Source organism: Sorangium sp. So ce836 (assembly GCF_028553905.1).
In the GTDB taxonomy this organism is placed as follows: domain Bacteria; phylum Myxococcota_A; class Polyangia; order Polyangiales; family Polyangiaceae; genus Sorangium; species Sorangium cellulosum_D.
Genome location: NZ_CP102233.1, coordinates 4,164,652 through 4,184,152, shown reverse-complemented (window position 1 = coordinate 4,184,152; position 19,501 = coordinate 4,164,652). Strand labels below are relative to the sequence as shown.

Here is a 19,501-nt window from a genome sequence, read left to right as displayed (position 1 = left end):
CGCGCGCGGCGACCGCCTTACGCCCGCGGCGCGGCGGGCTTCAGCGCGTAGACGTCGACGTCCACGCCCGGGCTGAAGAGCACGTGCGGCGCCCCCTGGGGCGCGGGCAAGCCGGCCGCGGCCACGACGCTCTCCTCGACGTGGCCCACCTCGGCGCGGTGGAGCGGATAGGGCGCGTGGTGCACCTGCCCGACCTTGAGCGCGCCCCGGCTCGACGCGAACAGCAGGTATCGCTCGGCCAGGAAGTGCTCGAACGTCCCCGGCGCCGCGACGCCCCCGTCGATCGCCGCGCCGACGCGGTAGCGCGCCTCGAAGCGCGCGGGCACCGGGCCGGGCCAGCGCCGCTCGCTGCGGTAGTGGACCTCGCCGTCCCGCGGCTCGAGCGCCATCGAGGCGAAGTGATACGGCAGGTGCCAGCCCGCCCGGGCCACGAGGACCGCGAGGGCCTTGGCCGCGTCCAGGCTGAAGAACCACACGCCCGGATCGCGCCCGTCCCGGTGCACGTAGGTGCGGACGTTGAGCTCGTGGAAGTTCGAGATCCCCGGCACGCTCGGCGACCACCACGGCGTGACGTCGCGCATGGTGAAGGCGACGACGCCGACGTAGGCCCTGCCCTCGAACGTGTCGAGCTCGATCGCCGGCGGCACGACGGCGCGGAGCGCAGAGGCCGGCGTCTCCCAGTGCAGGAAGAGCAGATCTCTCCAGCGTTGGAAGCCCGCCGGGCGGCCCGGCGGGCGGAGCGTGGGGGCGAGTCGGTCCATGGCGCCTGAAGCGTAGGGCAGCGCGGCGGAAAGATCTCCTCTCGCGGCGGGCGACGCCATGGGGATATCCTGCGCCCAGAGAGCGGACGTAATCGGACGTGAGCGGACGATACGCGGACGACACGCGGACGACGACGGAGCGGAGGCAGGATGAAGAAGCTCATCAATGCGCCGGACGATCTGGTCGGCGAGGCGCTCGAGGGCATGGCGCTGGCCCACGGCGAGCTCCTCCGGGTGAACGCCGCGCCGCGCTTCGTCACGCGGGCGGAGGCGAAGGCCAGGGGCAAGGTCGCGCTCCTCTCGGGCGGCGGCAGCGGGCACGAGCCGCTGCACGCGGGGTTCGTCGGGCGCGGCATGCTCGACGCCGCCTGCCCCGGCGCCGTGTTCACGAGCCCGACACCCGACCAGATCTTCGAAGCGACGCGGGCCGTCGACGGCGGGGCCGGCGTGCTCCACATCATCAAGAACTACACCGGCGACGTCATGAACTTCGAGATGGCCGCCGAGCTCGCCGGCGAGGCGGGGATCGCGGTCGAGGGCGTGATCGTGAACGACGACGTGGCGGTCGAGGACAGCCTCTACACGGCGGGGAGGCGCGGCGTCGGGACGACCGTCCTCGCCGAGAAGATCTGCGGCGGCGCCGCCGAGGCGGGCCTGCCGCTCGGCGAGGTGGCGGCGCTGTGCCGGCGGGTCAACGCGCACGGCCGCAGCATGGGCATCGCGCTCTCCGCCTGCACCGTGCCGCACGCCGGCAAGCCGTCGTTCGAGCTCGGCCCGGGCGAGATGGAGGTCGGCATCGGCATCCACGGCGAGCCCGGCCGGCGTCGAGCCCAGCTGGAGCCGGCGGATCGCGTGACCGAGCTCCTGATGGAGCCGATCCTCGACGACCTGCCGTTCAAGCCGGGCGACGGCGTGCTCCTGTTCGTCAACGGCATGGGCGGGACGCCGCTCATCGAGCTCTACGTCGTCTACCGCAAGGCCCACGCGATCGCGCGCGAGCGCGGCCTGAAGGTCGTCCGCAGCCTCGTCGGGTCGTACATCACGTCGCTCGAGATGGGCGGCGTGTCGGCGACCGTCCTCCGGCTCGACGACGAGATGATCCGCTTCTGGGACGCCCCGGTGCACACGCCGGCGCTCCGCTGGGGGGCCTGAGCCATGCAGACCCTGAGCGGCGAGCACATCGCGGCGTGGCTCGAGCGCGCGGCCGAGGTCCTGGAGCGCGAGAAGGCGTTCCTGACCGAGCTCGACGCGCCGATCGGCGACAGCGATCACGGGGTCAACATGGCGCGCGGCTTCGCGGCGGTGCGCGATCGGCTCGGCCGCCTCGATCGCGGGGACATCGGCGCGCTCCTCAAGGACGTGGGGATGACGCTGCTGTCGACCGTCGGCGGGGCGAGCGGGCCGCTGTACGGCACGCTCTTCCGCGACGCGGGCCAGCGCGCGGCCGGCGCCGCGGCGCTCGACCTGGCGGCCCTGGCGGGCTGCCTCGAGGCGGGCCTCGAGGGCGTGAGGCGCCGGGGGAAGGCGTCCCCCGGCGACAAGACGATGGTCGACGCGCTCGTCCCCGCGGTCGACGCGCTCAAGGCCGCGCTGAGCGCGCCCCAGGCCGCGGACGGCGCCGCGCTTCGAGACGCGCTCGGCCGCGCCGCCGACGCGGCGCGGGCCGGGGTCGAGGCGACCGTGCCGCTCGTCGCCCGCAAGGGCCGTGCGAGCTACCTCGGCGAGCGCAGCGCTGGGCACCAGGACCCCGGCGCCACGTCGTGCTGGCTCTTGCTGCGGAGCCTGGCCGCGACGGCAGGCGCATGAGCGGGGCGGCGGGCCGCGTCGGGCTCGTCCTGGTCTCGCACAGCCGCGCGCTCGCCGAGGCCACCGAGACGCTGGCCCGCCAGATGACCGGCGAGTCGGTCGCCATCGCGTGCGCGGCGGGCGCGGGCGACGGCGGCGCCGAGCTCGGCACCGACGCGACCGCCATCGCCGCGGCGATCGAGCGCGTCTGCGGGCCGGCCGGCGCCGTCGTGCTGATGGACCTCGGCAGCGCGATCCTGAGCGCCGAGACGGCGCTCGAGCTCGTCGATCCGGAGCTCGCTGCGCGCACGCGCCTCACCGGCGGGCCGATCGTGGAAGGCGCGGTCGCCGCCGCCGTGCGGGCGGCGGCGGGCGGCACGCTCGATCAGGTGGCCGCGGAGGCGCGGCAGGCGCTCGAGCCGAAGGCCGCGCAGCTCGGCGAGAGCGAGCGTCCCGCGGCGGCGCCTGCGGCGGACGCGGCGGGCGCGGGCGCTCCGGCCGTGACGGCCGACGTCGCGATCGCCGATCCGAGCGGCCTGCACGCCCGCCCGGCCGCGCAGCTCATCGCGCGCGCGGCGGCGTTCGACGCGGCGATCACCCTGGAGAACGTGACGGCCGGCCGCGGGCCGGTGGCGACCTCGAGCCTGATCGCGCTCGCCTCGCTCGGGGCGCGCCGCGGCGACGTGCTGCGCCTGCGCGCGACCGGCCGGCAGGCGGCCGAGGCGGTCGCGGCGCTCGCCGGGCTCGTGCGGCGCGAGGCGCCGGCGGGCGCGGCGGCGGCGCCCGCCACGTCGGGCCTCGCCACCCCCGTCGCGCCGGGCGTCGCGCTCGGGCCGCTCGCGCGGCTCGTGCGCGTGCTCCCGGACGTCCCCGAGACCACGGTCGACGACCCCGCGGCCGAGGCCGCGCGGCTGCGGCGGGCGCTCGAGATCGCGGCGCAGGACCTCGGAAACGCGCTCCGCGGCAGCGACATCCTCGAGGCGCACCAGGCGCTGCTCTGCGACCCGGCCCTCGTCGACGAGGCCCTGTCGCGCATCGATCGGGAGCGCTGCAACGCCGCCTGGGCCTTTCGCCTCGCCATCGAGGCCGCGGCGGCGATCTACCGACAGCTCGACGACCCGTACCTGCGGGCGCGCGAGGCGGACATCCACGACGTGGGCGCCGCGGTGGTGCGCGCCCTGCTCGGCGGCGCCGGGGCCACGCTGCCCGAGGGGCCGCCGGCCGTCGTCGTGGTCGACGACCTCACGCCGTCGGAGGCCGCGCGGCTCGACGCGGCGCGCGTGCTCGGGGTCATCGACCGGCGCGGCGGCCCGACGTCGCACGCCGCCATCCTGCTGCGCGCCGCCGGCATCCCCGCGGTGGCGGGGGCCGCGGCGCTGGTGCCCGACGCCGGCGGCGCGCGCGCCGGCCTGGACGGCGCGACCGGCGAGGTGTGGCTCGATCCCGATCCCGAGACCGCGACCGAGATCGAGCGGCGGCGGGCGTCCCTCCGCGCGTCGCGGCGCCCGCCGGGCGCCCGCGACGGCCGCCTGCGCCTCGCTTGCGGGCGCGAGGTCGAGCTGTGGGCGAACGTGGCCGGGCCCGCGGACGCGCGCGCCGCGCGCGAGGCCGGCGCCCTCGGGATCGGGCTGCTGCGCACCGAGATGCTGTTCCTGGGCCGCGTGGACGAGCCCGGCGAGGCCGAGCAGGCGGAGCTGCTCGCCGAGATCTTCGCGGTGTTCGCGGGCGCGCCGATCGTGGTCCGCACGCTCGACGCGGGCGGCGACAAGGCGCTGCCCTACCTCGAGCTCGACGCCGAGACGAACCCCAGCCTGGGCGTCCGCGGCGTCCGCCTCTCCCTGGCGCGGCCGGCGATGCTCGAGGCGCAGCTCCGCGCGATCCTCGTCGCCGGGCGCGGCCACGACGTCCGCGTGCTGATCCCGATGGTCTCGACCGCCGCGGAGGTGGTCGCGGTGCGCGCCGCGCTCGAGCGCGCGCACGAGGCGCTCGCGGCCGCGGGCCTGCCGCACCTCTGGCCGGTGGCCACGGGGATCATGGTCGAGGTGCCGTCGGCGGCGCTGATGGCCGAGCGCCTCGCGCGGCAGGCCGATTTCTTCAGCATCGGCACCAACGATCTGACGCAGCACACGCTGGCGGCCGAGCGCGGCCACCCGCGGCTGCACGCGCTCTCGGATCCGGCGCACCCGGCGGTGCTGCGGCTCGTGCGCGCGGTGGTGGAGGCGGGGCACGCCGCGGGGCGGCCCGTCTCGGTGTGCGGCGAGGCCGCCGGCGATCCCGGCGTCGCGCCGCTCCTGGTCGGCCTCGGGATCACGCGGCTCAGCATGTGCGCCTCCGCGTTCGACGCGGTGGAGGACGCGCTCGCCGGGGCCTCGTTCGCGGAGCTCGCCGCCGTGGCTGAGGAGGCGCTCGCGGTCGACGACGCGGCGGCGGCGCGCGCCGCCCGCGCGGCGGCGCGGCGTCCGGGCTGACGGCCGGCGGCGCGGAGAGGTCCAGCGCGCAGCGCGCCGGCAGGGATCGCGCTCGGCGACCGCGACGCCGCGCCGACACAGCCGGAGGTCGCGAGCCGCTTCTGCATCTGCTCCGCGCGGGAGTCTGCCCCGCGATCTACTCCTACGTTGGCAGCCTCCCGCTACCCCTGCGTATCAGGTGCAGGTTCGTCGCGGCGACGATCGAAGATCATCACAATAGACTCGGCCATCGCCCGCAGCTCCTGGGGCGGCTGGCGCGCAGTCGTCCACTCCTGCACCAAGGCGCCCAACCTACGGACGAGGTCACAGTCAGCCTGCTGCACGATCAGCGTCGTCGTTACCTCTCTTGACCGGATCGCATCGAAGGCATCTCCCATCGCGCGCAGAGCCCCTGACCACTCGTCCCTCGGGAGCTCGGACGACGGTGCGCCGACATCGAGCGCTTCCACGATCGCATGGAGGCAGTTGAGTCCCTCGGAGAGCGCCTGCGCTACTTGCCGTTCACGCGTCATTCGTCCGCCCCCTATTTCTCGAACGAGTATCGACAAAGCCAGGTTCCGATCGGATTGATGATAGTACAGTTATCTCCATTTGAATACTGATAAGAACATGTCCACGTGGGCCTGCCTCCTTTACACCAGTACAGATCGCCGATTCCGCTGCTATGGCTATACGGATGCGATGCTCGATGAGGGCAGTAGGCGCCGATGGCCTCGCACTGCTCTACGCACCTATTGCTCCCGGGAGACACGCAAGAAACCTGAGCTGCCGCCTCAACGGCTTCGCTGCATTCGGAACGCTCCATCGCGTCTCGCGGCTCCGGCGGCGCATCTCCAAAGCCTCCGGCCCCACCCGAGGTGATGGTACCGGCGCCGACGCCTTCACCACGACCATCCCGCAGGTAGCACTCCCCCATGTCGTAGTTGCAACCGGCAAAGACGCCACAGAGCAGAATCAAACCGCCCTTCATCCCGCCTCCAGTCGCAGCACTGCATGAAGCGCGCGACGACAACAATATAGGGGGCCTCTGCGTGACGCAATGCGCACCTTAGAATCCGCCGGGGGCGGTCGAAGCTGGTTGACTCCGCGCCGAGGAGGCCCCCTGACGAGTGACGCTGGTGCCTCGGTCCGTGGTCCTTCCCTGCTTCTGCGGACAGTGTCACGATGCCGCGAACGCGGCCACGTAGTTCTTCAGTTCGAGCACGACCGGGCTCATGTGGGCGAGCCGTGAATGCCGCCGTTTCAGATTATGGAAGCTGTCGATGTAGTCTCCGGCCGAGGCGATGGCTTCCGCGCGCGTCGACTAGGATCCGACCCCTGTTTCCAGTTCTCCTGGAGCATGGCTGTAGCTCAAAGAAGTGTCACCGCGGTCGCCGGTCCGAAGCGTTATCAGGGCTCCGCTCATACCCACCTGGCCAGGCATCGCCGGGTACCTGGCCAGGCATCGCCCGGTACCTGGCCCGGCATCGCCCGGCACCTGACCAAGCATCGCCGGGTACCTGGCCAGGCGTCCGGCACCGCCGCGGCGGCGCAACGCCACGGGCGCGCCGGCCACTCCGCGCCCTTTGCTACAGCGGCCCTGCCGGCAGCGCGTCCTCGTGCGTGGAGCGCGCGGTGGCGTCCTCGGCCGGCTGCGGCCCGCGGACGGGGTGGCCGAGCAGGCACGTGCCCTCGCCGGGCAGCTCCGTCGCCGGATCGCACTCGGCGAGCTCCCAGCCGCGCGCCTGCTCGGCGTCCGTCCCGGAGAGGTCGGCGCCCCGGAGGTTCGCGGCGCTCAGATCGGCGCCCTCGAAGATCGACTCCATCAGGGCGGCGCCCGAGAGGTCCGCCCCCACGAGGCGCGCATTCCGGAAGCTCACCTGCGTGAGATCGGCGCGGGAGAGGTCGAGCCCCGACAGATCCAGCCCGTCGAAGCTGCGGTGGCCGCTCCGCGCGAGGAGGCGCACGGCCGCGGCCCTGTGCGCGGGGTCGCCCGAGGAGAGCGTGGCGCGCAACCGGAAGACGGTGAGGCGCGACGGATCCAGGCCGTGGACGAGCGTCGCGGCGAGCGCGGCCAGCACGAGGCGGGCGCCGAGGGCGCGCGCGGCGCCGCGCTCGGCGCCGAAGGGCGGCAGCGCGAAGGTCAGCAGCGCCGCGCCCAGCGCGCCGCCGGCCTGCGCCGCCCAGAGGAGCCCGGGCGGCGGGACCTTCGCCAGCGCGACCGCGGCCGCCAGGGCGAGGAGCAGCGCGCCGCCGGCGAGCGCGAGGCGGACCTCGAGCGACCGCGCGAGCAGGGGCGCATCCGGCGCTGGGCGTGAGCCGGCGGCCGCGGCGGCGCGCCGGGAGGCCCCGGCGGCCGCGCCGGGCCGGCGCGCATCAGGCGAACCGGTCAACCGCTGCGATTCGGGCGGCGCCGACATCCGTTGCGACGACGGCGCCGCCCCCAGCCGCTGCGAGTCCGGCGCTGCCCCCAGCCGCTGCGATTCGGGCGCCGCCGACATCCGTTGCGAGGACGGCGCCGCCCCCAGCCGCTGCGAGTCCGGCGCCGCCCCCAGCCGCTGCGAGTCCGGCGCTGCCTCCAGCCGCCGCGAGTCCGGTGCCGCCCCCAGCCGCCGCGAGTCCGGCGGCGCGGAGCGGCGGCTCCGCTCGGCGCTCGCCGGGCCCGCGTCCGCGCTCACGAGCGCCTCGCGCAGCGGCGACGCGAACGAGGCGATGTCGTCGAACGACGCGCCCGCGCTCGCGAGCGCCAGGATGGCCTCCTCGTCGAGGCCGGAGCGCGCGCACGCCGCCGAATCGACGCGCGCGCCCGCGAGCGAGCTCGCCGACGAGAACGAGCGCGGGAGCTTCGCCCCGCGCAGATCCGCGGCCGTGAGCAGCGCCCCGCCGAGCAGCGCGCCCGAGAGATCGGCCCAGCGCAGGTCCGCGCCGGTGAGATCGGCGTTCACGAGCGACGCCGTGTCCAGCCGCGCCCCCGCGAGGTTCGCGCCGGGGAGCTTGGCCCCGTCGAGGCGCGAGCCGGCGAGGTTCGCACCCTGGAGATCGGCGCAGGGCAGGTGCGCTGCCGCGAGATCCGCGCCGGGGAGCTCGATCGCGGTGCTCTCACCGCCGCGGCGCGCCGAGAGGGCGCCGAACAGCCTGTGCAACGCTGCGGTATCCACGGGCGCGCCGCCTACTCGTCCGGGTCGATGGAGCCGATCGCGCTCGCGAACACCACCTGCCCGTCCTTCATGTAGCCGTCCAGCGCGAACCACGCGTGCGTGCCGTCCGCGTCGAGATCGCCTCGCGCATAAGCGGCCCACCTCCGGTCCAGCGGCACGTCCTCCGGAAAGTGATTGACCGACACGGGCATGGGAGAGCCGCCGAGTCGATATCGATACTGGTACGACTGAGGGTGGTTGACCTCGAATCCAAGGCACATCCAGCCCGCCGTCGGGCTCCCGGTGTTGTAGTCCACGCCCGGGCGCGGGTCGGGCCGGTATTTGACGCCCTGCACGCGATAAAACGCGTTGGGCACCGTGACCGCATCGCTGCACAGCGGCTGGGACGCGGCGCCGTCCGACCTCGCCTGGAGCCGGTCGGCCGACGCGACGACCGCCCTGGCGATGCCGCCGATCGTCTGCTTGGCCTCGGCCGACGTGGCGAACACCAGATATTTCGACACCCCCTGGGTGGCGAGCGCGGCCAGGAGCGCCACGAGCCCGCCCACGAGCATCACCTCGACGAGGGTGAAACCACGTCGTCCCCGCCCCCGAGATGCCATATCGACTCCAGGTCGGAAATTCCTTGCCACGATACACCTATAACCGGAGCCTTGCTCGCTGAACAGGCAGATCCCTGGGAGATGGGCCACAGCAAACGCTGTTTGGTCGGGTGTTGTGGGGAGCGCGGCCTGTCAGGCGGCGCCTTTCCCACGTCAGCCACAGCGAACGACGTTGGGTCGGGTGTCGTGGGGAGCGCGGCCTCAGAGGCGGCGCGATCCCAGGGGGTCTATATGTGGAGAGGCGCGGCGGGCGAGCCGCTCGGAACGGCCGCGAGCGCTGCGGCGGGGCGTCGGCTCAGGCGCGCGGGCCGGCGGTCTTCGGCGGCGGGTCGCCGGCGAGGAAGGCCTCGAGCGCGTCGGCGATGCGCTCGCCCGTCTTGCCGTCCCACCCCTCGGGCACCGTGCCTCGCTTGCCGCGGCCGTCGAGGATGGCGTCGACCTCGCGCGCGATGAGCGCGGCGTCGAGCCCGACGACGGTGTTGGTGCCCTGCGTCACGGTGATCGGCCGCTCGGTGCCCTGGCGCATCGTGAGGCACGGGATCCCGAGCGCGGTCGTCTCCTCCTGGATTCCGCCGGAGTCGGTGGCGACGAGCAGCGCATTGCCCATCACGGTCACGAAATCGTCGTACCCGAGCGGCTCCATGATCCGGAGCCCCTTCGTCTCCCGGAGGCGCGACGACAGCCCGAACGACTCGGCGCGCGCGACCGTGCGCGGGTGGACGGGGAACACGGTCGGCAGGCGCTCGGCGATCGCGGCGAGCGCGTCGAGCGTCTCCGCGAGCCGCTCGGCGCTGTCGACGTTGGCGGGGCGGTGGAGCGTCGCGATCGCGTACTTCTTCGGCTGGAGGCCGAAGCGCGAGAGCGCGTCGGTCTGCCGCTTCAGCGCGTAGTGGACCGAGTCGATCATCACGTTGCCGACGAACCGGATCCGCTCCGGGGCGATGCCCTCGGCGAGCAGGTTGGGGTGAGCGTCGTGAGAGGGCGTGAGCAGGAGATCGGAGAGCTGATCGGTGAGGACGCGGTTGATCTCCTCCGGCATGGTCCAGTCGCGCGAGCGGAGGCCGGACTCCACGTGGACGACGGGGATGCCGAGCTTCGACGCCGCGAGCGCGGCGGCGAGGGTGCTCGTGACGTCGCCGACCACGACGACCACCTTGGGCCGGTGCTCGATCAGGTCGGCCTCGGCGCCGACGAGGACCGCGGCCGTCTGCTGGGCGTGCGAGCCGCCGCCCGCCTTGAGCGTGTGATCCGGCGTCGGCAGGCCGAGGTCCCGGAAGAACACGTCGCTCATCGTCGTGTCGAAGTGCTGGCCTGTGTGGAGCAGCCGCATCGGGAGGCCGCGCGCCTTGAGGGCGCGGCAGATGGGGGCGAGCTTCATGAAATTCGGGCGCGTCGCGGCGACGAGGTAGATCATGTCGACCGAGGAGCATGCCGCGGTATGCGGCGCGGCACCAGCGTTTTGAGGGCGCCGGGAGGGCGCCGACGCGCGCCGAGATCCGTCGCTAGGCGCCGCGGTTCGCGACCGCGCCGTGGTTCGCCACCGCGCTCGCCACGCCGCCCACCTCGGACGCGGGCGTCTTCCGCTCGCGCTCCGCCGCCGACAGCCGCGCCCTTCGGGTGCGCCACCACCGCTCGGCGGTCATCACGGGCAGGATCGACATCGCCACCAGCGTCGCCTTGACCCACGCGTCGAGCGAGAGCGACGCCGAGCCGAACAGCGTGTGCATGAACGGCGCGTAGACGAAGCAGAGCTGCAGCGCGAGGAGCGCGCCGATCCCCACGTAGACCCACGGGTTCGTGAAGAGCCCGATCTTCAGCATCGAGTCGCGCAGCGACCGGCAGTTGAGCACGTAGAAGATCTGGAACAGCACCACCGTCGTGACCGCCGCCGTCTGCGCCTCGCGGTAGGCGAGGTCCGAGACGACGCCGCCGCGCACCTCGGTGGAGTACTCGTAGAAGAAGAGCCCGATCGCGCCCGCCGTCATGAGCACCGCGACGATCGCCGTGCGCACGAGGACGAACCGGCTCAGGATCGGCTCGCTCGGATCGCGGGGCGGGCGGCTCATGACGTCCTTCTCCATCGCCTCGAACGCGAGCGGCAGGGACAGCGCCACCGTGGCCACCAGGTTGACCCAGAGGATCTGGACGGCCGTGATCGGCATGAGCGGCGCGCCCCCGACGATCGGGAACGTCATCACCGCCACGAGCAGGATCAGCGCCTCGCCCAGGTTCGTCGGCAGCACGAACGCGAGCGCCTTGACCAGGTTGTCGTAGACGCGGCGCCCCTCCTCGACCGCCGCCCGGATGCTCGCGAAGTTGTCGTCCGTCAGCACGACGTCGGCGGACTCCTTCGACACCGCCGTCCCCGTGATCCCCATCGCCACGCCGATGTTCGCCTGCTTCAGCGCCGGCGCGTCGTTCACGCCGTCGCCCGTCATGGCGACGACCCTCCCCTGGGCCTGCAGCGCCCTCACCAGGCGGAGCTTGTGCTCCGGCGCCACGCGCGCGAACACGTTCGTCGACGCCGCCGCCGCGCGCAGCTCGTCGTCCGACAGCCGCGCGAGCTCCGTGCCGTTCATCGCCCGCCCGCCCTCGCCCACGAGCCCGAGCTGCTGGCCGATCGCCCGCGCGGTCGCCAGGTGATCGCCCGTGATCATCTTCACCGTGATCCCGGCGTCATGGCACGCCTTGATCGCGTCGATCGCCTCCGGGCGCGGCGGGTCGATCATCCCCTCGAGGCCGAGGAGCGCGAACCCCTCCGGGAGGTGCGCCTCGTCGAGCGACGCCGCGCCGCGCTCCGCGGGCCGCGACGCGACCGCGAGCACCCGCATGCCCTGCGCCGCCATCCGCTCGACCTGCGCCATCACCCGGGCCCGCTCCGCGTCGCCGATGGCCGCGCGGCCGAGCACCGCCTCCGGCGCCCCCTTCATGAAGATCACCCGCTCTCCGCCGGGCACCTCGTGGAGCGTCGCCATGAGCTGCCGCTCGGACGAGAACGGCACGGCGTCGATGCGCGGGTACTCCCGCCGCGTCCCGTCGACGTCCACGCCGAGCTTCTGCGCCGCGACCACGAGCGCGCCCTCGGTCGGATCGCCCTCGATGCCGCACGCCTCGCCGTCGCGCTTCATCCGCGCGTCGTTGCAGAGCAGCCCCGCGCGGAGCAGCGCGCGCACCGCCTCCGGCGCCTGGCCGTCCGGCGCGCCGCTGCGGCGGAGCTCGCCGACCGGGGCGTAGCCGACGCCGGTCACCTCGAGCACCTCCTCGGCCTCCTCGCCGGACGCTCCGGCGGAGGGCGTCCACAGGGCGCGGACCGTCATCTCGTTGCGGGTCAGCGTCCCGGTCTTGTCGGAGCAGATGACGCCCGTGCTGCCCAGCGTCTCGACCGCGGGCAGCTTCCGGATCACCGCCCGGCGCCGCGCCATCCGCTGCACGCCGATGGCGAGCGAGATCGTGATGATCGCGGGCAGCCCCTCCGGGATCGCGGCGACCGCCAGCGAGATGCCGGCGAGCATCGCGTCGACCGGCGGGTAGCCCCGGAGCAGCGCGACCCCGACGATGAGCAGCGCGACCGCCACGATCGCGATCGTCAGCACGCGGCCCACCTTGGCCATCGAGCGCGTGAGCGGCGTCTCGATCTCGGTCGCCTCGTGGAGCATCGACGAGATGCGCCCGAGCTCGGTCGCGGCGCCGGTGGAGACGACGACCGCGGTGCCCGTGCCGCTCGTCACGAGCGTCCCGCCGAAGGCGAGGTTCTTGCGGTCGCCGACGCCGGCGTCCTCGGGGACGACCGCGACGTGCTTGTCGGCAGGGACCGACTCGCCGGTGAGCGCCGACTCGTCCACGTGGAGGTTCTTCACCGAGAGCAGCCGCGCGTCGGCGGGGACCTTGTCGCCGGCCTCGAGCACCACCACGTCGCCGGGGACCACGTTCGCCGCGGGGATCACGCTCCGCTGGCCGCCGCGCACGACCGTGGCCGTCTGCGGCACCATGTCGACGAGCGCCTCGATCGCCTTGCCCGCGCGGAGCTCCTGCACGAAGCCGATCGCCGTGTTGAGCACCACGACGGCCAGCACGACCGCGCCGTCGATCGCCTCGCCCATCGCCATCGCGAGGGCCGCCGACGCGAGCAGCACGTAGATGAGCGGATCGTTGATCTGACGGAAGAGCAGCTTGAGCGCGCCGTCGCCCTTGGCGCGCTGGATCACGTTGGGCCCGACCTCCGTGAGCCGCCGTGCGGCCTCGTCGTCTGCGAGGCCCGCCTCGGCGCTCTCGATCTTGGAGAGCGCATCGCCGACAGACAGGTTGTGCCAGGCGATCGCGGCCGATGGGGGGAGGACGCGTTGGGACATGGAGTCATCTCCTGCGGTGTGCAGCCGCGCTGTGCGCGCTGCGCTCACCGGCTATGGCAGCCTCAGGTCACGTGGTTCGCACGCGACTGCGGCGTTGTCGGCACGCGCCATGCCAGCGCCTCGCCGGGCTGTTCAGCATCCCGACCAGCTTCCCCCTTGGCGTCGCGCAGGGCCTTTTCACCCCGGTGGGGAATTTTGCCCCGCTCCGTGCACCCGCGCGTTTCCGTCACCGGGCGGTGACCGCGCGCGATCCGGCGGAGCTAGCCGCGCGCGTAGGCGAAGGTTCCGTCGATGTTGAGCAGCCGCGTGGCCTGGACGAGCTCGGCCACGGTCACCCCGAAGCGCTGGACGAGCCGGTCGGCGACCTCGCGGCGGAGGATGTCCCTGCGGAAGACGCGCAGCGGGCGCGGGGCGAAGTACCCCTCGAGCTCCGCGAACGTCAGGCGCTGGTACGCGGCGGAGCCGGGGACGGGGCGCCGCGAGACGACGTCGTAGAAGAAGAAGATGCCGCCCGGCCGGAGCAGGCGGAGCGCCTTGTCCATGAGCCCGCGCTTGAGCTCCGCGTTCGTGACCGACGACAGGACGGCGAACATCATCACCACGTCGAACGGGCCGCCGACGTCGGCCTGCAGGAAGTCGCCCGCGACGAAGCGGATGCCGGCGAAGCGCGAGCGCGCGAGCTCGGTGCGCTGCGCGACGAGGTCGATGCCGGTGAGGCGCGACGGATCCGCGCCGAGCTCGACCAGCCACGCCAGGTTGGAGCCCGACCCGCAGCCCACGTCGAGCACCGACATCTCGCGCAGCGCCTCGGGCGTGCGCACGCCGCACTCGACCAGCGCCTCGCGCACGCGGCGCTGCCGCTGCCGCGCGACGAGGTACGGGTGGGCGTTGAGCAGGCTCGCCCACGGGTTCGCGGGCAGGAAGCGCTCGGTGTAGTGCCGGTTGATCGCCTCGAGATCCCGCTCGAAGCCGCTGTCCTCGGCCATCGGCCCGCCTCCCTCTCCTGCCCGCGCGGCGCCGCCCTGCGCCGTCATGGCTGCCCCACCGCCCACCCCGGCAGGCGCAGGACCCCCCAGCGCACCGCCTTGAGCAGCCCGAGCGCCACCGTCTGCTCCACCGTGAGCGGGCGCTGCGGCTTCCGCCGCGCGAGGTAGTCGTCGAGGTAGCGCAGGAACTCGGGATCCGGCTCCATGCCGCCGACCTCGCGCCGGATGCGCCGGTACTTGCGCGTCTTCCAGATGAAGTTCTCCCAGCTGTCGAAGTAGTCGTGCCGCATCAGGAGATCCGGCACGTAGACGACCCGCATGTCGGGGAACGCCTTGGCGATCCGGTAGACCAGGTAGACCCCCTCGGCGCCGTAGAACTGGTCCGGGAAGCCCCCGGTCTCGAGGTAGATGCCGCGCCGGATCGCCATGTGCCCCTCGGTCGCGAGGACGTCGTCGATCACGTCGTCGCCGCGATCGTAGTGCCCCGCGAGCGTGCAGAAGTAGGGGTGCTCCTTGGGGATGATCCGGCCGCGCATCGCGGCGATGCGCGGGTCCCGGAAGACGCGGCAGACGACCTCGACGAACGTCGGCGCGATCAGGCCGTCGTCGTCGATGAAGGCGACGTGCTCGCCCCGCGCCCAGGCGATGGCCGCGTTGCGCGCGGCGTTCAGCGGGATGCCGTCGGTCAGGCGGAGCTCGACGTCGACGAGCGGCGCGGAGCGCGGCCTGAGGTGCTCGATGCCGCCGCTGTCGGCGAGCAGGATCTCGTACGGCACGTCGAGCGCCGCCGTCTGGCCGCGCGCGTGCTGGAGGCACTCGATGAGGTAGTCCTTCGCCTTGTACGAGATGATGATCAGCGTGAGCTTCGGCGACGGGACCTCGCGCCGCACGATGAGCTCCTTCACCTCGGGCGCGTACTTCGCGCGCCACGCCTCCTGGAGGGCGCGCTCGCCCTCGGGGAGCCCCGCTCGATCCTTGGGAAGATGGTCAGGCATCGCGGCTCGCATGCCACGGCGGCCGCCGCGCAGGCAAGGACGTCGAGCGGGCGCCGCGCGAGAAAGGACGGCGCGCGCGCCGCGCGCGGCCGCTGCGAGGAAACAGGGCGGCGCGCGGCGTCAGCCCGCGCCGCGCGCCGCGACCTCCTCGAAGAGGCGCGCGAGCGCGCCCGCCGCTGCGCGCGCGCTCAGCCCGGCGAGCGCCGCGCCGTCGGGCTCGACGAGCGGCCGCCCGGCCGCGCGCGCGTCGACGGCGTCCTCGATGCGGCGCTCGATCCCCGCGGCGTCGCCGGCCGCGTGCGTCCAGCCGAGGCGCGTCGCATCGAGGATGCGCGCGACCTCGGGGGACGGCGAGACCGCGAGCACCGGCGCGCGCGCGAGGAGGTAATCGTAGAGCTTGCCGGGCAGGAGGTACGGCTCGTCGCCGAAGCCGGTGAGCAGCGCGAGGTCGGCGCCCGCGACGAGGCCGAGCCCCTCGGCGTACGGCAGGACCGCGCGGTGCTCGAAGAGCCGCGACACGCCGAGCTCCTCGGCGAGGCGGAGATCGCTCCCGGCGACGCGCCCCAGGTTGAGCAGCCGGATCGCGCCCGGGCCGAGCGACCGCCGGCGCGCGACGGCCGCGAGCGCGCGGACGAACGGCGCGAGCGTGCGCTCGCTGTAGCAGTTGCCGAAGTGCACGAGCGTCACCGCCCCGTCGCGCCGCGGCGCGACCGCCGCGTCCGGATCGAAGCCGGTCCGGATCGAGACGACGCGGCGCGCGATGCCCCGCGCGGCGTACGCGTCGCGGGTCATCTCGGACGTCACCGTGAGCGCCGCGGCCGCGCCCACCGCGGCCCGCTCGACGAGCGCCACCGCGGCGCGGACCCACGCGGGCCGCGTCGCCATCACCGGACCGAACGACCACGGATCGCGGAAATCGACGACGACCGGCCGGCCGACGGCCCTGCCGGCGAGCAGGCCCGCGAGCACCGTCTCCCAGGGCGCCCCGCTCGCGAAGATGACCTCGGCAGAGGCCTCGCGGGCGAGGCGCGCGATGCGGGCCGCGAGGGCCGGGATGCGGCCCGCGTCCGGGCCGATCACCCGGACGTAGCGGAGCTCGGCGGCGACGCGCGCGAGCCCCCTCCGGCGCGCGACCGGCATCGGCGCCTCGGTCGGCGCCTCCACGGTGCCGTCGGAGCCGAGCGCGCGGCGCGGCATGCGCGCGAGCTCGGCGTCGGTGAGGTAGTCGCGGCGCACGTCGCACGCGGGCAGGTCGGCCTCCGCGAACGACGGATCCAGCCGCTCGCCGGGAGGCGGCCTCGCCGTGAGCACCGTCGCCGCCCAGCCGTGCTCCGGCAGAAATTTCGCGAAGCGGTACGCGCGCTTACCGCCGACGCTGAACCGCGGGGGAAAGTAGTAGCTCACGAGGAGCGCGCGCCTCATCGCCGCGCCTATATCACGGCCGAGCGGGGCCCCGCGCGGCCCCCGCGGGAGGCCGCCCCGCCCGCGCATGTGCTACCGAGCCGCCATGCGGGACGAGCAGCCCACCCCGGTCGAGCCGAGCGCGCCCCCGCGGGCGCCCGAGGCCGCGGGGGCCGCGCGGACCGCGCCGGTCGTCGAAGACGCGCCGCGCCCCGACGAGGCGGAGGGCGCGTCGCTCGCCGACCGGATCGGGATGATCGTCGGCGGGCAGTTCGTGAACACGCTCATCGTCCTCGTGCAGGGCGTCGTCGTGGTGCGGCTGCTCGGCAAGTCCGAGTACGGCGCGCTCGCGTTCGCGACCATGCTGTTCATGACGGGGCGCGATCTCGCGCAGCTCTACCTGCCGGAGTCGTTCCTCTATTTCGCGCCCAAGGTGACCCGCCCCGAGCTCAGGGGGCTCGTGCGGCAGAGCCTGCTGCTCCTGCTCGGCCTCGGGGCCCTCTCCGCGCTCGCCTTCGCGGCCTTCGCCCTCGTCCCCGGCGTCTTCCTCGACGTCCGCGAGGGCGCGACGCCGCTCCTCCTGCTCATCGGCCTGATGAGCGTGATCGCCTACCCCGCGAGCGTCTTCGGCCCGCTCTTCATCGCCACGAACAACCACCGCAAGTCGGCGGGCGTCGCGCTGGTCGTCACCCTCTCGAGCGCGGCGGGCGCGATCGTCCCCGCCGCGCTCGGCTGCTCGGTGGCCTGGATCCTGGCCGCCCAGTGCGCGGCCCAGGCGCTCCGGCTCGGGCTCTCGTACCGGCTCTACGCGCGGCTGTTCCGGGACGTCGCGACGGCCCCTTTCCCCGGCGGCGTCCGGGCGCAGCTCGCCTACGCGCTCCCGCTCTCGGTGACCCGCTTCGCCGGCCTCTTCAACCAGAAGCTCGACAAGTTCGTCATCGGCCTCTTCTTCAGCGCGGGGCTCTACGCCGAGTTCGCCGTCGGCTCGCAGGAGCTGCCGCTCGTCGGCGTCCTCGCCTACTCCGTCGCCTCCACGATGCTCCCGGACCTCGTCGCCCGCGCCGAGGGCGGGCCGACGCCCGCGCAGGGCGCGCGGGCCGCGATCGCGCTGTGGCACTCGGGGATCCGCAAGACGACGCTGATCATGCTCCCGGTCGCGGCGTTCCTCCTCCTCTTCGCCGAGCCGCTCATGCGCACCGTCTACGGCGACGCCTACGCCGGCGCCGCGGTCCCGTTCCGCATCTACTCCGCGCTCCTGCCGCTGCGCGTGACGGCGTACGCCATCATCCTGATGGCGTTCGGGAGGACGTCGATGATCCTGCGGATCCAGGTGCTGTCCATGGCGTTCAACGCCGCGGCGAACCTGGTCCTCCTCCCCACGCTCGGCATGGTCGGCGCGCCGATCTCGGCCGTCCTGACCCAGGCGCTCGGGATCGTCGTCATGGTCGCGACCATCGCGCGCATCTCCGGGGTCGGCCTGCGCGGCGTCTTCCCGTGGCGCCACTACGGGCGCGTCGCGGCCACCGCGCTCGTCGCCGCGGCGCCGCTCACCGCGTTCCTGGTCACGGGCGCGGTCGACGAGCGCCCCGCGCTCTGCCTCGCGCTCGGCGCCCCGCTCTACGCGGGGCTCTACCTCGTGGCCGCGTGGGTCACCGGCGTGCTCGCCCCCGAGGACCGCGCGTTCGTCGCGCGCTGGCTCCGCCTCGAGCCGCTGCGCAGCCGCCATGGCTGACGCGCCCGCGAGCCCCGCGCCCGGGCGATCGACCTGGCCGCTCGAACCACGGTTCCCCACGTTCGCTGTCTCGGGCGGCAAACCGCGGATCCGGCCGTGGGATCCGCGCAGGCAGCCTGGAAGCGCGGGCAGCCTGGAAAGGCTGGCAGTGGTCCGATGGCCCCTCTCGTGGTTCCCGGCTTCGTGTGGATTTCCCGCCGATCGGTGTTCTAGGCTTACTCGCCGGCCTCATCGGCGCCTTGTGCGATGGAGACGACCATGAGCGAAGACCAGGCAGCCGGATTCGTCCTCCGGGTCATCTCGGGCCCCCTGGCCGGACAGACCGCGCACATCCCTGGCGACCGTCCGCTGCTCGTCGGCCGCGCGCCCGAATCGGATCTCTCGATCTCGAGCGACGGCGAGCTCTCCGCCCTGCATTTCTCGGTGGAGCAGATCGACGGCAGCTACCTGCTCCGCGACCTGGGGAGCCGCAACGGCACGCAGGTCAACCGCGAGCGCGCGCGCGAGGTGTCGCTCCGCGACGGCGACGAGATCCGCGCGGGGGCGACCCTGTTCGCGGTGGTGCGCCACGAGCCGAGCCGCCGCTATGCGCCGACCGAGCCGGCCCCGCCCTCGCGGCGGGCGCGGACCGAGCCCGTCCCGTCCTCGCGCCGGGCGCGGACCGAGCCCGTCCCGTCCTCGCGCCGGGCGCGGACCGAGCCGGCCCCGCCCTCGCGGCGGCCGCGGAGGACCGGGATCCCCGCGACGGGCTCGCCGTTCACCGCGTCGGCGCGGGCGCGGCTGCGGCAGGAGCGCTCGCCGCTCTTCGCGGTGGTCGACGCCGCCCGCGATCCGCGCATCCGGCTGCTCCTCGGCGAGGCGGGCGAGCAGACCGCCTCGCTCTACACCGGCTTCCAGGGCGAGATCCTCGCGGACGTCGGCCCCACGCTCGTGCACCTCCCGCCGGGGTCGACCCTGCTCGACGCGCTGGTCGACTGCGGCTGGGGCGACAGCTGGGGCGTCTTCCTGACGAGCAACCGCCCGTTCGGCGACGTGCGGAAGCACCTCCGCCGGTTCCTCCTGGTCGAGAGCGGCACGGGCAAGCAGCAGTACTTCCGGTTCTACGACCCGCGCGTGCTCCGCGGCTTCTTGCCCACGTGCGGTCCGCGCAAGGTCGAGGCGCTGTTCGAGGAGATCGAGGCCTTCGCGATGGAGGCCGAGGATCCGGGCAAGCTGCTGCGCTTCACCGCGCAGGGCGGCAAGGCGATCCGCGAGGAGTCGGCGCTCGAGCGAGGGAGCTGAGGGC

Annotated in this window: 14 protein-coding genes and 1 pseudogene; 5 read left to right on the top strand and 10 right to left on the bottom strand. The window is 74.0% G+C overall.

Annotated elements, in window-relative coordinates; translation table 11 throughout:
- Positions 1–17: 17 nt before the first annotated feature.
- A complete protein-coding gene (locus NQZ70_RS15430) occupies positions 18–761 on the bottom strand; it encodes a YqjF family protein (protein ID WP_237245331.1) in 744 nt (247 codons plus the stop codon).
- Positions 762–911: 150 nt separating this feature from the next.
- On the opposite strand from NQZ70_RS15430, the gene dhaK reads away from it, so the two are divergent.
- The 3 genes from dhaK to ptsP are packed head-to-tail and all read left to right on the top strand — an operon-like array spanning position 912 to position 5,014.
- On the top strand, positions 912–1,913 hold the full coding sequence (dhaK, locus tag NQZ70_RS15425) for a dihydroxyacetone kinase subunit DhaK (protein WP_129574885.1): 1,002 nt from the start codon (positions 912–914) through the stop codon (positions 1,911–1,913).
- Between the two features lie 3 nt (positions 1,914–1,916).
- Positions 1,917–2,567: a dihydroxyacetone kinase subunit DhaL gene (gene dhaL / locus NQZ70_RS15420; protein ID WP_129574884.1), complete on the top strand. Its 651-nt coding sequence runs from the start codon at positions 1,917–1,919 to the stop codon at positions 2,565–2,567.
- Positions 2,564–5,014, top strand: a complete 2,451-nt coding sequence (gene ptsP, locus NQZ70_RS15415; protein ID WP_129574883.1) for a phosphoenolpyruvate--protein phosphotransferase — start codon at positions 2,564–2,566, stop codon at positions 5,012–5,014. Before dhaL ends, ptsP begins: the two co-directional genes overlap by 4 nt.
- 161 nt (positions 5,015–5,175) lie before the next feature.
- On the opposite strand, the gene NQZ70_RS15410 is transcribed toward ptsP, so the two are convergent.
- The 9 genes and pseudogenes from NQZ70_RS15410 to NQZ70_RS15375 all read right to left on the bottom strand — a co-directional run bounded on the left by NQZ70_RS15410 (position 5,176) and on the right by NQZ70_RS15375 (position 16,505).
- Positions 5,176–5,526, bottom strand: coding sequence for a hypothetical protein (locus tag NQZ70_RS15410; RefSeq protein ID WP_129574882.1), 351 nt, complete (start codon positions 5,524–5,526; stop codon positions 5,176–5,178).
- 647 nt (positions 5,527–6,173) lie between these two features.
- A pseudogene (locus tag NQZ70_RS53360) lies at positions 6,174–6,302 on the bottom strand (hypothetical protein); the annotation flags it as partial.
- Positions 6,303–6,582: 280 nt separating this feature from the next.
- Complete coding sequence (locus tag NQZ70_RS15405) at positions 6,583–8,151, bottom strand: pentapeptide repeat-containing protein (protein WP_207217862.1); 1,569 nt, start codon at positions 8,149–8,151, stop codon at positions 6,583–6,585.
- A gap of 11 nt (positions 8,152–8,162) precedes the next feature.
- Positions 8,163–8,753: a prepilin-type N-terminal cleavage/methylation domain-containing protein gene (locus tag NQZ70_RS15400; protein WP_129574881.1), complete on the bottom strand. Its 591-nt coding sequence runs from the start codon at positions 8,751–8,753 to the stop codon at positions 8,163–8,165.
- 295 nt (positions 8,754–9,048) lie between these two features.
- The gene (gene wecB / locus NQZ70_RS15395; RefSeq protein ID WP_129574880.1) at positions 9,049–10,167 is read right to left on the bottom strand and encodes a non-hydrolyzing UDP-N-acetylglucosamine 2-epimerase; all 1,119 of its coding nucleotides are present in this window, start codon (positions 10,165–10,167) and stop codon (positions 9,049–9,051) included.
- A gap of 88 nt (positions 10,168–10,255) precedes the next feature.
- Positions 10,256–13,102 carry an HAD-IC family P-type ATPase gene (locus NQZ70_RS15390; RefSeq protein WP_129574879.1) on the bottom strand — a complete coding sequence of 949 codons (2,847 nt, stop codon included), beginning with the start codon at positions 13,100–13,102 and terminating at the stop codon, positions 10,256–10,258.
- Positions 13,103–13,362: 260 nt separating this feature from the next.
- Entirely contained in the window at positions 13,363–14,088 is a 726-nt protein-coding gene (locus tag NQZ70_RS15385; protein WP_165373972.1) for a trans-aconitate 2-methyltransferase, read from the bottom strand.
- A 44-nt stretch (positions 14,089–14,132) separates the two neighbouring features.
- Positions 14,133–15,083, bottom strand: a complete 951-nt coding sequence (locus NQZ70_RS15380; protein ID WP_129574877.1) for a glycosyltransferase family 2 protein — start codon at positions 15,081–15,083, stop codon at positions 14,133–14,135.
- A gap of 120 nt (positions 15,084–15,203) precedes the next feature.
- Complete coding sequence (locus tag NQZ70_RS15375; protein ID WP_129574876.1) at positions 15,204–16,505, bottom strand: glycosyltransferase; 1,302 nt, start codon at positions 16,503–16,505, stop codon at positions 15,204–15,206.
- A gap of 85 nt (positions 16,506–16,590) precedes the next feature.
- Between NQZ70_RS15375 and NQZ70_RS15370 the strand changes: the two genes are divergently transcribed.
- Complete coding sequence (locus NQZ70_RS15370; protein WP_129574875.1) at positions 16,591–18,216, top strand: lipopolysaccharide biosynthesis protein; 1,626 nt, start codon at positions 16,591–16,593, stop codon at positions 18,214–18,216.
- A gap of 258 nt (positions 18,217–18,474) precedes the next feature.
- Positions 18,475–19,497, top strand: a complete 1,023-nt coding sequence (locus NQZ70_RS15365) for a DUF4123 domain-containing protein (RefSeq protein ID WP_129574874.1) — start codon at positions 18,475–18,477, stop codon at positions 19,495–19,497.
- The last annotated feature ends 4 nt before the right edge of the window (positions 19,498–19,501 follow it).